Raw genomic sequence first — 11,901 nt, 5'->3', positions numbered from 1 at the left:
GCGCCGGCGCCTGCGGCAGGGCGGGGGCGGCAAGATGAGCGACCGCCTCCTGCACGATCAGCAACGCCGCCACGACGATCAGCACGCCCTCGACGACGGCCGAGAAATACTCCGCCTTGTGGTGGCCGAAGGGATGCGTCGCGTCGGCCGGCCGTGCCGCATAGCCGATGGCGAGATAGGCGATGATCGCCGCCACGACGTTGACGGTCGATTCCAGCCCGTCGGACAGAAGCGCCACCGAGCCCGTCACCCACCACGCGGCGAGCTTCAGGCCCATCACGAACAGGGCGAGCGGCATGCCCCAGAACGCGAGGCGCTGCACGAAGGAATGGGAATCGGATGCCATCACGACGGATCCTTGTCGCTCGAGAACAGGGCGATGACGGGCGTGCGCCATCCGCGACCAGCCGGCCGGACGTTCGCGACCGCATAGCGAACCGTCGGGCCGATTGCAACGGCGCAGCGGCCGCGAATTGACGTGTTTGTCGCACGGGCCGGCCGCATGCCGCGCCCGATTGTCGCGAGGGACACATGATCCCCCATCGCCTTGCAGCGGTCGCGTTCGCCGTTTGGAGAGCTGTCGCGGCAACGCCGGGCCTTGCCAAGGAGGTTGCGGCCCCGCTTTCGGAGACCGGCAATTTCTCCCTCGGCGGCAAGGTGCGCGCCGACCCGGAAATGGAGCACGACCAGGACGGATCGCAGCAATAGGGCGGCGCCGTCGTGCTGCCGGAGCGGACGGGCGTCATGATGGACAACGACGAGTGCTTTTGCGTCGCGTTTGGCAGCAGGAAACGCGGCCACCACCGAGGCGGCATCATGTGCACGCTCACCCCGGGCATTTCCGGCACCTTTCCGTGTCCCGGCGATCAGGGACGAGGTGACAAGCCCCGACGTTTCCCCGGAGAGGCCGTGACCGGGGACGTGGTCCCCGGCAACGCGCCGGCATTCGACCAGCCCGTCAGGCCGCCTTGATCTTCGCCTTCTTCGACAGGTGCGCCACGACGTTCTCGATCATCCGCATGCCGGCGTCGTGGCCGAGCGTCATGATCGATTCCGGATGGAACTGCACGGCCGCCACCGGTTCCCTGGCATGTTCGATGCCCATGATCGTGCCGTCCTCGCTCTCCGCGGTGATGATGAAATCCCGCGGCAGCGTCGACGGGTCGGCGAAGATCGAGTGGTAGCGGCCGACCGTCACCTCCTTGCCGAGGCCGGAAAAGACGATGCCGGGTTCCAGCACGCGAATGCGCGACGGCTTGCCGTGCATCGGGATCGCGAGCTGGCGCAGGTCGCCGCCATAGGCTTCGGCGAGCGCCTGCAGGCCGAGGCAGACGCCGAAGATCGGCAGGTTGCGCGCCCGCGCCTTCTTGATCGTCGCCTTGCAGTCGAAGTCCTTCGGGGTGCCCGGACCGGGCGACAGCACGACGAGATCCGGCTTGATCCGGTCGAACACCTCTTCCGGCACCGGTGTGCGCACGGTCGTGACGGTCGCGCCGGTCTGGCGGAAATAGTTCGCCAGCGTGTGGACGAAGCTGTCCTCATGGTCGACGAGCAGGATGCTGACGCCCGCGCCGACGGCCGCGACGTCGCGCTTCGACTTCGCCGCATTGCCGGCTTTGGCGTCTCTAATGGCTGCGATCATGGCGGAGGCCTTCAGTTCGGTTTCGGCTTCTTCCTCGTCCGGGTTGGAATCGTAGAGCAGCGTCGCGCCGGCCCGGACCTCGGCGATCCCGTCCTTGATGCGGATGGTCCTGAGCGTCAGCCCGGTGTTCATGTCGCCGTTGAAGCCGACCATGCCGATCGCGCCGCCGTACCAGGCGCGCGGGCTCTTCTCGTGCGCCTCGATGAAGCGCATCGCCCAGAGTTTCGGCGCACCGGTGACGGTCACGGCCCAGGCATGCGACAGGAACCCGTCGAAGGCATCCATGTCGTCGCGAAGCCGGCCCTCGATATGGTCGACCGTGTGGATCAGACGCGAATACATCTCGATCTGCCGGCGGCCGATCACCTTGACCGAGCCCGGCTCGCAGACCCGGCTCTTGTCGTTTCGGTCAACGTCCGAGCACATGGTGAGCTCGGACTCGTCCTTCTTGGAGTTCAGCAGCTTCAGGATCTGTTCGCTATCGGCGATCGGGTCGTCGCCGCGCTTGATGGTGCCCGAGATCGGGCAGGTCTCGATGCGCCGGCCGGAGACCCGCACGAACATTTCCGGCGAGGCGCCGACGAGATATTCCTGGTTGCCGAGATTGATGAAGAAGGAATAGGGCGACGGGTTGATCGCCTTGAGGCGGTTGGAGATTTCCGACGGCCTGCTGTCGCAGCGCTCGTAGAATTTCTGGCCGGGCACCACCTCGAAGAGGTCGCCGCGGCGGAAGCTCTCCTTCGCCTTGACGACCAGTTCGGCATATTCACCCGGCCGGTGGTCGCCATGCGGCGGAATGGAATCGACGGTGCGGAACGGCTCGGGCATGACCGAGCCACCCTTGCCTTCCGTGGTCTTGCCGTCCTTCGCGAAGTCGTAGCGGTCGATCCAGGCCTTGGCCGCATAATGGTCGACGACGAGAATCTCGTCCGGCAGGAAGAGCACCATGTCGCGCTGGTCGTCCGGCCGCGTCAGCTTGAGCTCGATCGCGTCGAACTGGAAGGCAAGATCGTAGCCGAAGGCGCCGTAGAGACCGATGGAGGAATCCTCCGCCGAATGGAAGAGGTCCGTCACCGCGCGCAGCACGGTGAAGACCGTCGGCATCTTGGAGCGTTCTTCTTCCGTGAAGACCCGGTCCGGCGCCCTGACGGTGAGGTCGAGCCGCTGCGCGGTGCGCGCGCCGAGCGCCAGTTCATCGACCGAGGCGAGGCGCTCGGCAATGAAATCGAGCAGCACTTCGCCGCGTTCGTTATAGGCTTCGATCCACAGAGCACGACCGAAGGAGGAAATGGCGAGCGGCGGATCAACGACGCCGGTGTCCCAGCGGGTATACCGCCCGGGATACTCGTAGTTGGACGAGAAGACCGCGCCGCGATGCTCGTCCAGACGCTCGACATAGCCGGCGATCGCATTTGCATAGTCCGCCTCGCGGCGCCGGCGGGTAACAGCGATGCCGCCCCGCGTTTCGTAAATTTCGGCGCCGTCTTCGAGCTGCTTCGTCACCATTCCCCAAAAACTCCGGTTCGGGCCCGGATTTCGAGCGGCCCAAACAAAAAAGCCGCCTCGAATTTTCCGGGCGGCTTGTGGTCTCAATCACGCATGACTGGTCAAGGCCGCCTCAGCGAACCCACCACCAGACTGCAATGATCGTCATGTTTGTCATGGTCGGAAGTGATAGCTTGGCCTCGCCGCAAAGGCAAGTGTTCTCTGCGCGCCTCGCCGGATGCCGTTTGGTGCGCGCAACTTGTTCGCACATCTTTCATTTCAGTCATCGCTGTTTCGCATGGCCCGCTTGCGAAGGCCATGTGACGGAAACGGCGAAACCATCCCTAGAACTGGGGTTAGTGCATATTCGCGGGGCGTGATAAAGACCGTAGCAGTACCCGATTTTATGGGATCGTCATCATGCTTGCGTTCAAGGTGCACCAGTTTCACGCGTTGCGGCAGAAGCTGGCGGACGAAATCGACAACTACGAGACGCCGGAGTTCAAGGCCCTCGACCACATGGTTGCGGAAACATTTGAATCCATCGTCTGCCACGTGCCGCAGGATGCGGCAGAAACACGGGCGCTCATCAGCTTCCTGCTGGATGTGATCGCCAGGAACGACGGCCACGACAACCTTCCTCTGATCGAACGGGTCCGCGCCCTGACGGACGCCATGCTGCCGGCCGATACGAGCCTGCCGTTGCAAGGCCACAGCGCAGGACTGTGATACGGACGCTCCCGCCTCCGGCCGACGCAACAAAACCGCCGGTCGTACGTTGATCTCCCGCAAATCCCGCCGCGTGGAGACCGTCGTCATTCGTAAGAAACTGCTTGTCGCCCTGGTATCGACAATCGTGCTGGCCGGCGCGACGCTTCCCGAAAGGGGGCCGGTGCCGGAGGAAAAGCCGGCAGCGGCACCTGAAAAAGCCGACGGCAAACCCGAAGTCACGGAGGAGCGACCTGTCCCGGCCGACGAGGACACCTCGACACCATCCGAGGAAAGCGCAGAAAAACCCTCGCCGCCGGTGAAGGAAGACGCCGCCGCCTATGCCGCCTGCATCGGTGAACTCAGGACCATGAGCGCCAGCTTCGAGGAGCAGCCTGCGGTCGATGGCGACGGAGGCTGCGGCATGGAGAAGCCCATCCTGCTGCGATCGATCGACGGAAAGGTATCCGTCGATCCACCCGCGCAGGTGCGCTGCGAGACCGCCCTTGCCCTGGCTCGATGGACGAGCGGCTCCGTCCGTCCGGCACTCGCGCTGTCGCATCCCGGCGAGACGCTGAAATCGCTGCAGCAGGCGTCGGGTTATGTCTGCCGGAACCGGAACGGCGCGCGCAACGGGCGCATCTCGGAACACGCCCTCGGCAATGCCATCGACATCGCCGGCCTCGCCTTTGAAAGCGGCAGGACCCTGGCAATCGAACCGCGCGACCACGACTCGACGCTCGTCGGCGCATTGCAGCGCGCGATCGTCGCCTCCGCCTGCCTCTATTTCCCGACCGTACTCGACCCCGGCAGTGACGCGGCGCACGAAACCCACCTGCATCTCGACGTCAGGAAGAGACGGAACGGATTCCGGTATTGCTGGTAGGTATGCGGCGGGAAATCTTTCCCGCCCTCTCAAAAGGTCTTCCGGCAGTGCCTATCTCTGCCCGACACGGCGCCTGACCGTGTTTGTCAACGAGGCCTTCATGACCCTTTCCATGTACACCCAGTCGGTGCCCGCCTTCCTGCGCGGCTTCACGGTTCTTTCCAGTCTTTTCGACAAGGCTGAGGCCTTCGCCGAGGCGAAGAAGATTTCGCCGGATATTCTCGCCAATGCACGCCTGGCGCCGGACATGCTGCCGCTCGCCGGGCAGGTGCAACGCATGAGCGATACGGCCAAGAATGCCGTCGGCCGGCTGACCGGCAGCGCAGCGCCGAGCTTTCCGGACGAGGAGAAAACCTTTGCCGACCTCAGGGAGCGGATCGACAAGACCGTCGCCTATCTCGAGACGGTGGACGCATCCGCCTTGCAGGGCAGCGAGGAACGGACGATCAATCTCAGCGTCGGCAAGCTGAAGGTCGACTTCACCGGACAGGCCTATCTGACGACCTTCGCGCTGCCGAACTTCTATTTCCACCTGACGACCGCCTACGCGATCCTGCGGCACAATGGCGTGGACGTCGGCAAGCGCGACTTCCTCGGCTCGTTCGAATGACCGGAGCCGGGACGGACGGTTCGGCGGCACATGCCGGACCTTCCGCATCGAACGGATCGGGCGTCAGAAGAGGCCTTCGATATAGCCCTGGTCGTTGAGGTAGATCTTCTCCGAGGAGGGCACTTTCGGCAGGCCAGGCATGGTCATGATCTCGCCGGTGATGACGACGATGAAGCCGGCACCGGCCGATAGACGCACCTCCCGCACCGGCACCGTGTGCCCCGTCGGCGCGCCGCGCAGGTTGGGATCGGTCGAGAAGGAATATTGCGTCTTCGCCATGCAGATCGGCAGATGGCCGTAACCCTGCTCCTCCCAGGCACGGAGCTGCTCGCGTACCGACTTGTCGGCGATCACCTCACCCGCATGGTAGATGTCCTTGGCGATCGTCTCGATCTTGTGAAAGAGCGACATGTCGTCGGGATAGAGCGGCGAGAACTGCGAATGGCCGGATTCGGCGAGTTCCACCACCTTGTGCGCCAACTCCTCGATGCCGGCCGAGCCCTGCGCCCAGTGCCTGCAGAGCACCGCCTCGGCGCCGAGCGTCGCGACATAGTCCTTGACCGCCTGGATCTCGGCCTCGGTGTCGGAGATGAAGTGGTTGATGGCAACGACCACGGGCACGCCGAACTTCTTGACGTTCTGGATGTGGCGACCGAGATTGGCGCAGCCCTTCTTCACCGCCTCGATGTTTTCCTTGCCGAGGTCTTCCTTCTTGATCCCGCCGTTCATCTTCATCGCGCGCGCCGTCGCGACGATGACCGCCGCCTCCGGCTTCAGCCCGGCCTTGCGGCACTTGATGTCGAAGAACTTTTCCGCGCCGAGGTCGGCGCCGAAACCGGCTTCCGTGACGACATAGTCGGCGAGCTTCAGTGCCGTCGTCGTGGCGACCACCGAGTTGCAGCCATGCGCGATGTTGGCGAAGGGGCCGCCATGCACGAAGGCCGGGTTGTTCTCCAGCGTCTGGACGAGGTTCGGCTGCATCGCGTCCTTCAAGAGCACCGTCATCGCCCCGTCGGCCTTGATGTCGCGCGCGTGGACCGGCGTCCTGTCGCGGCGATAGCCGATGATGATCGAGCCGAGGCGCTTCTCCAGATCCTTGAGATCCGTCGCAAGGCAGAGGATCGCCATGACCTCGGAGGCGACGGTGATGTCGAAGCCCCCCTCGCGCGGATAGCCATTGGCCACGCCGCCGAGCGAACAGACGATCTCGCGCAGCGCCCGGTCGTTCATGTCCATGACGCGCCGCCAGGCGATGCGGCGGATGTCGATGTTCTGCTCGTTGCCCCAGTAGATATGGTTGTCGATGAGTGCGGCGAGCAGGTTGTGCGCCGAGGTGATGGCGTGGAAGTCGCCGGTGAAGTGAAGGTTCATGTCCTCCATCGGCACGACCTGCGCGTAGCCGCCGCCCGCCGCGCCGCCCTTGACGCCGAAGCAGGGGCCGAGCGACGCCTCGCGAATGCAGACGATCGCCTTCTTGCCGATACGGTTGAGCCCGTCGCCGAGGCCGACCGTCGTCGTCGTCTTGCCCTCGCCGGCCGGCGTCGGGTTGATCGCCGTGACGAGGATCAGCCGGCCGTTCTTCTTGTCCTTCTGGGCGGCGATGAATTCGGCGCTGATCTTGGCCTTGTCGTGACCGTAGGGCAGAAGGTGCTCCGGCGGGATACCGAGTTTCGCCCCGATATCGAGGATCGGCTTCTTGCTGGCGGCGCGTGCGATTTCGATGTCGGACTTTACGGCGACCATCCCGTTTCTCTCCCTCTGCCTCGACAGCCGCCGGCCACTCCCTGCCGAATCGGCTGCACCCGTTGTCCCCTCGTGCCGCCTGCCGTGAAAATCCGACGGGCGCGTTTCGGCGGGCGAAGACCGCGCTTCACCGACCGGGCCGCATTAAGAGCCTGAAAGCGAGGCCCGCGCCATGCCGGAATTTGCCGTGGAGTGCATCAAAAGCGACAGAGTGCCGCACGTCCGCCAAATCCGCAGGACATCCGGGTCGTCGGGCATTTTCACACAGACGACAAAGCGGCCGTGTATTTTCCTGACCAGTGCGGCATAGTTAGCGGAAAACACATGACCTTTCGGCAGAGGACCGGGAAAAATGAAAGAGCTTGACCGCCTGGACCGCAAGATTCTCCGCGCCTTGCAGAAGGACGGACGACTGTCGAATGTCGACCTTGCCGACCGCGTCAACCTGTCGCCGACGGCGACCGCAGAGCGCGTGCGCCGCCTGACGCGGGACGGCTTCATCACCGGCTACATGGCCGTGCTGTCGCCGCAGATGCTCGGCCGCAACCTTCTGGTCTTCGTGCAGGTGAAGCTCGACCGCACGACACCCGACGTCTTCGACAGTTTCGCCGCCGCGGTGAAGCGCAGCGACGACGTCATGGAATGCCACATGGTGGCCGGCGGGTTCGACTATCTCGTCAAGGCCCGTGTCGCCGGCATGGAGGCTTACCGCGCCTTCCTCTCCGACGTCATCCTGCCGCTGCCCGGCGTGCGCGAGACGCATACCTATGCAGTGATGGAGGAGGTCAAGAGCACGGGGTTCCTGCCGGTGTGAACGAGGGGCAGAGGACGGATCGTGACCGTCGAGACGGTGCGGCCGGCCGCTTTCTTTCCATGCGCTGCCAACCGCGCGCCGTTCTCTCGGAAACTATCGCGCCAGGATATCCCGCATCTCGACCAGATGTGATCGCACACGCAGCACGTGGAAGCCCATCGTCGCCAGATGGGTGGCGAAAATGCCGCTTTCGCTGGCATTCGAGACGATGAGCGGGCGGACTTCGAGGCCGCGGCGCAGCTGCCGGATGCTCTCGCTCCAGATCGGCGTCAGGTTTCGCTGGGTGATGATGCCGTCGAAATCGGCGCCCGTCGCGGAAAGAATGCCGTAGTAGCCGTAGAGTTGCCCGTAGGCGAACCAGAAGCGATCGTCGGCCCGGACGTCGAACAGGCCGCCATTGTAGTTGTCCGAGCGCTCGCGCAGCATGTCGGACGTGCTGCCGATGGAGCTGGCGATCCTGTCCATGAATTCCAGGAAATTGTCGGCGCGCGCGTCGAAGGTCGCGCTGCAGTTGGCGAGTTCGTTGTTGAAGGACCGCAGTTCCGACATGGCGGCGCGGTACTGCGTCGGCGTCGGCGTCAGCGGGCCGAAGGGCGACAGGCCGAAATACCAGTTGCTTTCGTCATATTGCATCTTGCTGCGCACGCTCTGCAGAAGCGGATTGATGCCGGACGTGCCGCGCATGCGCACGAGCGAATCAACAAGTTCCACCGTCGTGCGGCGCACCGCTTCGTTGATGCCGCGCTGGAAGGACGCCTTGTTGTCGAGCCAGGGCGTGTGATCCCAATCCATGCCGAACAGGCCCGCCTTGTAGAGGATCATCGACGAGATCCAGGCATTCTCGTTGACGTTGAAGTCGATCAGATCGGCCGTCACGTCGACGATTGCCGAGCGCTCGCAGGTATTGGCGGACGCGGTTGCGCCAGCGGCCGCCTTGACGGGCTGGCCGGCGTCATTCTTGCGTTCGGACAGGTTGTACGCGTTGACATAGTCGGGGTCGAAGTTCGTCCAGGCCTGGGTCTGCCAGATGAAATAGGCATAGAGGCCGACGAGCACGACAAGTCCGATGCCGATCGGCCCCTTCACGATCCAGCTTCGCGCCCGGCACCAGGCGGTCACCGTCAGGAAGGGCCAGAGGATCCAGGCGATCACCAGGCCGATGCCCCGGCCGACCGCGGAAAACATGCGCTGGAAAAACGCGACGATCGGGTCAAGCATTGCTGTCGTCCTCTTTGATGCCGAAGAGTTTCCGGCGGAATCCCTGCTTGTCTTTCAGATATGTGCGGGTCAGCGTCGCCACAACGAACTCGCGAAACTTTTCGCTGAAATGCTCGTAGGCCGCATAGAAGCCTTCCTTGTCGAAGACGAAGCGCGACACGAAGTCATGCGGCACGAGCTGGGCGACGAGCCGGTTGACGAGCCACTGGTCCGGATGGCCGGGCGCGGCCCGGACGACGAGGAAGCGCATCGGCGGCGGCACGTCCTTCATCTTCAGTTCGCCGGTCGCGGCAATCGTTCGAAGCGCCTCCTGCAGGAAGGGATAGGCGCCGTCGCGCGCGACGAGCGAGGCGTTGCGGTGCATCCAGGTCTGCAGCCAGATACGGTCCGCCGCAGCAAGGTCCGTCGTCGGCTCCGACTGGTTGACGAGGCCGAGCACCGTCATGTCGGCGCGGTGCTGCAGCAGTCCCGACCCTTCCACCCAGGAGCCCCGCGGCAGGTCCAGGCGCTTGGTCGAAGCGAGGAAATCGAAGATGCGCTGGTGGTCGTCCTTCGCGATGTAGCTCACCTGCCAGGGGCGCGAGCGCCGAAATCCGGGCGCTGACGGATCGCAGATGACGGTCGTCGTCTTGTCGTCGAGGAAGACGAAAATGCCGCCGAAATGGTTCGCCCAATAGGCCTCGTGGCGGAAGACCAGCTTGTCCGGCACGAGTGCATTCTGGCGGATGTCGCCGGTCTGCTTGGCGAGCTCCACCATGCGGTTGAGCATGGCGTCGTCCTGCCAGGCATTCGGCACCGTCTTCAGCCGGTCGACCAGCGTGCGCAGCTCACCGGCCTTGCCGAGCATGTCCTCGGCCGACAGGACGCGAAAGTCCACCTCGTTGATCGACAGAAGGTCGTCGATGTCGTTGATGACGGAAACGGAATCTTCGATCTCGCCATAGAGCGCGTCGCGAATGGTGATCGCGTTGATCGCCCGGGCATTGGCTGAAAAGAACTCGTGCATCAGCGCGGCGGTGTTGGAAAAGCTCGTATGCACGACCGGCAGGTTCACCTGCTCCGGCGTCATGATGACGAAGCGGCGGTTGACGCGGTTCGGGTCGAGATAGTCCTTGTCGCCGAGTTCGTCCGCAATCTCGGGCGAAAAGCCGGTCATGTCGATGCGGAAGCTGCCCAACGCCGTGCGCCGGATGCCGAACCCGTCCAGCGCCTTGTTGTAGCGCTCGACCAGATGCGGCTCATCGACCGGCAGCAGCCGGCCATAGATCAGTTCGGCTTCGAGGAGGCGTTTCATGCCGGTGTAGTCACTTCATGCCACTTTCACTGGGGGCAGAGACCTTATCGTCACCCCGGAGGAGGTCATCAAGATCGACCCGAAGGATCTTGGCGATGTTCTTCAAGACCGAAACGCTCCCCTCCTTCTTTCCCGTTTCGATTTCCGAGAGATAGGCGGCGCTGATACCGACCGCCGACGCCAGTTCCTTGCTGGCCAATCCTCGGAAATCCCGCCAGACCCGAATGGGATTCTCGCCGTCCATCAAGCGATATACGAACTCCGCAGGAATCATTTCCTCTTCACCGGCGGCGAGCTTTTCCTTGAAGCGGTCATACGCCGCCACGTCGGCCATCGTCTCGGCGGCCTCGACCAAAGCGTCGTATTCGGACCGCAGCAGGACAACCATTTCATCGCCGCTCGGCGTCTTGAACTGCGTGACGGACCCCATATCCTGCTCCTACTCATAAATACTGCCGCGGCTGCCTATTTCTTCGATGCCGATCACATATTCGTTCTCGTCAAAAATAATGCGCCAATCGCCGACTCGCATTCGGTACCCGGGTCGGCCCTGCATCTTCTTTACGTTTGCAGCGAGCGAGCGGGGATCGGCAGCGTATTGGTCCATTTTTTGACGAATGCGTGTAGCGTCCGTGCGAGGCATTCTCAGCAGCATGCGTGAGGCGGATTTGCTATATGCGATCTGCTTCATGGGAAATTATAGCCCTTGGCGAATTTTCGTCAAGTTTTTGGTTACCACCGCCCGTCCGCCTTCATCGTCTCCATCTCGCGGATCGCCTTCTCGCGTTGGCGCTCGCGGCGGATGATGTCGGTGACGGCGGCATCGTCCGACTTGTCGGTGTAGCGGAACTCCGAGTCGGCGTAGCGGTTGATCTCCTGCAGCACCATCTCCATGGTGACCGGCCCGCGCAGCGCCTCGATCATCTGCTTCTTCTCGTCGTAGGACTTGTGCATGAAGGCTTCGGGAGTGGCGAACCAGTCGTCCGGCAGGTCCACGTCCATCGCCCGCATCTTGATCGCGTCGGTGATGTTCTTGATGGCGCGGCCGGTGAAGCGCGGCTCGGCGAGCTTGATGCGGTGCAGATAGGCGCCGACATCGGCGAGCGTTTCGATCCGACCCTCCTCCTTCTCGTGCTTCTCCCAGACGGCCAGCAGCCCTTCCTCCTTCGGCCGGGCGTGCTGCTCGTAGGAGGTGGAAACGGCCTGCTTGATCTCCTGGCCCTGCAGCAGCGCATGCTCGCCGAGCGGGATCGAATGGTTCTTGCCGACGAGGATCGCGAAGATGTCGATATAATCGTCCTCGGTCTGCGGCCCGTCGACCAGCCAGCGGGCGCCGGCGCGCTGGCGCAGCGCATCGTCGACGTTTTCCGGGTAGTTGGAGAACATGCCGAAGGTGCAGTTGCCGCGCACCACCGTCGAGGCGCCGGCGAAGCTCTCCATCAGCACGGCGGTCACTTCGTGCTGGCCGGCCGACGCCCGGTCGTCGGAGCGCTTGGCCGCC

Annotated in this window: 12 protein-coding genes and 1 pseudogene; 5 read left to right on the top strand and 8 right to left on the bottom strand. The window is 63.7% G+C overall.

Features of this window, described 5'->3' with window-relative positions:
* Positions 1-346: cation diffusion facilitator family transporter (locus LXM94_RS16780; protein WP_235772619.1), on the bottom strand; the 346-nt coding region annotated here is incomplete at its 3' end.
* 185 nt (positions 347-531) lie between these two features.
* Between LXM94_RS16780 and LXM94_RS16775 the strand changes: the two genes are divergently transcribed.
* Complete coding sequence (locus LXM94_RS16775; RefSeq protein ID WP_235772618.1) at positions 532-708, top strand: hypothetical protein; 177 nt, start codon at positions 532-534, stop codon at positions 706-708.
* 250 nt (positions 709-958) lie between these two features.
* Here LXM94_RS16775 and LXM94_RS16770 read toward each other — a convergent pair whose 3' ends face one another.
* Positions 959-3,148 (bottom strand): anthranilate synthase, encoded by a 2,190-nt coding sequence (locus tag LXM94_RS16770; protein ID WP_235772617.1) that lies wholly within the window; start codon positions 3,146-3,148, stop codon positions 959-961.
* A 399-nt stretch (positions 3,149-3,547) separates the two neighbouring features.
* On the opposite strand from LXM94_RS16770, the gene LXM94_RS16765 reads away from it, so the two are divergent.
* The 3 genes from LXM94_RS16765 (at position 3,548) to LXM94_RS16755 (ending at position 5,331) form a co-directional block, all read left to right on the top strand.
* The gene (locus LXM94_RS16765; protein ID WP_235772616.1) at positions 3,548-3,856 is read left to right on the top strand and encodes a hypothetical protein; all 309 of its coding nucleotides are present in this window, start codon (positions 3,548-3,550) and stop codon (positions 3,854-3,856) included.
* A 73-nt stretch (positions 3,857-3,929) separates the two neighbouring features.
* Positions 3,930-4,721, top strand: a complete 792-nt coding sequence (locus LXM94_RS16760; protein WP_235772615.1) for an extensin-like domain-containing protein — start codon at positions 3,930-3,932, stop codon at positions 4,719-4,721.
* Between the two features lie 100 nt (positions 4,722-4,821).
* On the top strand, positions 4,822-5,331 hold the full coding sequence (locus LXM94_RS16755) for a DUF1993 domain-containing protein (protein WP_235772614.1): 510 nt from the start codon (positions 4,822-4,824) through the stop codon (positions 5,329-5,331).
* A gap of 63 nt (positions 5,332-5,394) precedes the next feature.
* Here LXM94_RS16755 and LXM94_RS16750 read toward each other — a convergent pair whose 3' ends face one another.
* The gene (locus LXM94_RS16750; RefSeq protein WP_235772613.1) at positions 5,395-7,074 is read right to left on the bottom strand and encodes a formate--tetrahydrofolate ligase; all 1,680 of its coding nucleotides are present in this window, start codon (positions 7,072-7,074) and stop codon (positions 5,395-5,397) included.
* A 352-nt stretch (positions 7,075-7,426) separates the two neighbouring features.
* On the opposite strand from LXM94_RS16750, the gene LXM94_RS16745 reads away from it, so the two are divergent.
* Positions 7,427-7,888 carry an Lrp/AsnC ligand binding domain-containing protein gene (locus LXM94_RS16745; RefSeq protein WP_235772612.1) on the top strand — a complete coding sequence of 154 codons (462 nt, stop codon included), beginning with the start codon at positions 7,427-7,429 and terminating at the stop codon, positions 7,886-7,888.
* A 93-nt stretch (positions 7,889-7,981) separates the two neighbouring features.
* On the opposite strand, the gene LXM94_RS16740 is transcribed toward LXM94_RS16745, so the two are convergent.
* From LXM94_RS16740 to LXM94_RS16720, 5 genes and pseudogenes are all read right to left on the bottom strand, one after another.
* Positions 7,982-9,106, bottom strand: coding sequence for a DUF2333 family protein (locus tag LXM94_RS16740; protein WP_235772611.1), 1,125 nt, complete (start codon positions 9,104-9,106; stop codon positions 7,982-7,984).
* Positions 9,099-10,400: a DUF6638 family protein gene (locus LXM94_RS16735; RefSeq protein ID WP_235772610.1), complete on the bottom strand. Its 1,302-nt coding sequence runs from the start codon at positions 10,398-10,400 to the stop codon at positions 9,099-9,101. Before LXM94_RS16735 ends, LXM94_RS16740 begins: the two co-directional genes overlap by 8 nt.
* Before the next feature lie 10 nt (positions 10,401-10,410).
* Entirely contained in the window at positions 10,411-10,830 is a 420-nt protein-coding gene (locus LXM94_RS16730) for a helix-turn-helix domain-containing protein (RefSeq protein ID WP_235772609.1), read from the bottom strand.
* A 9-nt stretch (positions 10,831-10,839) separates the two neighbouring features.
* Entirely contained in the window at positions 10,840-11,091 is a 252-nt protein-coding gene (locus tag LXM94_RS16725; RefSeq protein WP_235772608.1) for a type II toxin-antitoxin system RelE family toxin, read from the bottom strand.
* A 41-nt stretch (positions 11,092-11,132) separates the two neighbouring features.
* A pseudogene (locus tag LXM94_RS16720) lies at positions 11,133-11,901 on the bottom strand (AAA family ATPase); the annotation flags it as partial.

Source organism: Rhizobium alarense (genome assembly GCF_021555155.1).
Lineage (GTDB): Bacteria > Pseudomonadota > Alphaproteobacteria > Rhizobiales > Rhizobiaceae > Rhizobium_D > Rhizobium_D alarense.
This window is presented reverse-complemented; position numbering and strand designations above follow the sequence as displayed.

Coding starts and splice junctions, on each gene's coding strand:
- LXM94_RS16775 (WP_235772618.1), top strand. CDS start 532: ATGATCCCCCATCGCCTTGCAGCGGTCGCGTTCGCCGTTTGGAGAGCT.
- LXM94_RS16770 (WP_235772617.1), bottom strand. CDS start 3,148: ATGGTGACGAAGCAGCTCGAAGACGGCGCCGAAATTTACGAAACGCGG.
- LXM94_RS16765 (WP_235772616.1), top strand. CDS start 3,548: ATGCTTGCGTTCAAGGTGCACCAGTTTCACGCGTTGCGGCAGAAGCTG.
- LXM94_RS16755 (WP_235772614.1), top strand. CDS start 4,822: ATGACCCTTTCCATGTACACCCAGTCGGTGCCCGCCTTCCTGCGCGGC.
- LXM94_RS16750 (WP_235772613.1), bottom strand. CDS start 7,074: ATGGTCGCCGTAAAGTCCGACATCGAAATCGCACGCGCCGCCAGCAAG.
- LXM94_RS16745 (WP_235772612.1), top strand. CDS start 7,427: ATGAAAGAGCTTGACCGCCTGGACCGCAAGATTCTCCGCGCCTTGCAG.
- LXM94_RS16740 (WP_235772611.1), bottom strand. CDS start 9,106: ATGCTTGACCCGATCGTCGCGTTTTTCCAGCGCATGTTTTCCGCGGTC.
- LXM94_RS16735 (WP_235772610.1), bottom strand. CDS start 10,400: ATGAAACGCCTCCTCGAAGCCGAACTGATCTATGGCCGGCTGCTGCCG.
- LXM94_RS16730 (WP_235772609.1), bottom strand. CDS start 10,830: ATGGGGTCCGTCACGCAGTTCAAGACGCCGAGCGGCGATGAAATGGTT.
- LXM94_RS16725 (WP_235772608.1), bottom strand. CDS start 11,091: ATGAAGCAGATCGCATATAGCAAATCCGCCTCACGCATGCTGCTGAGA.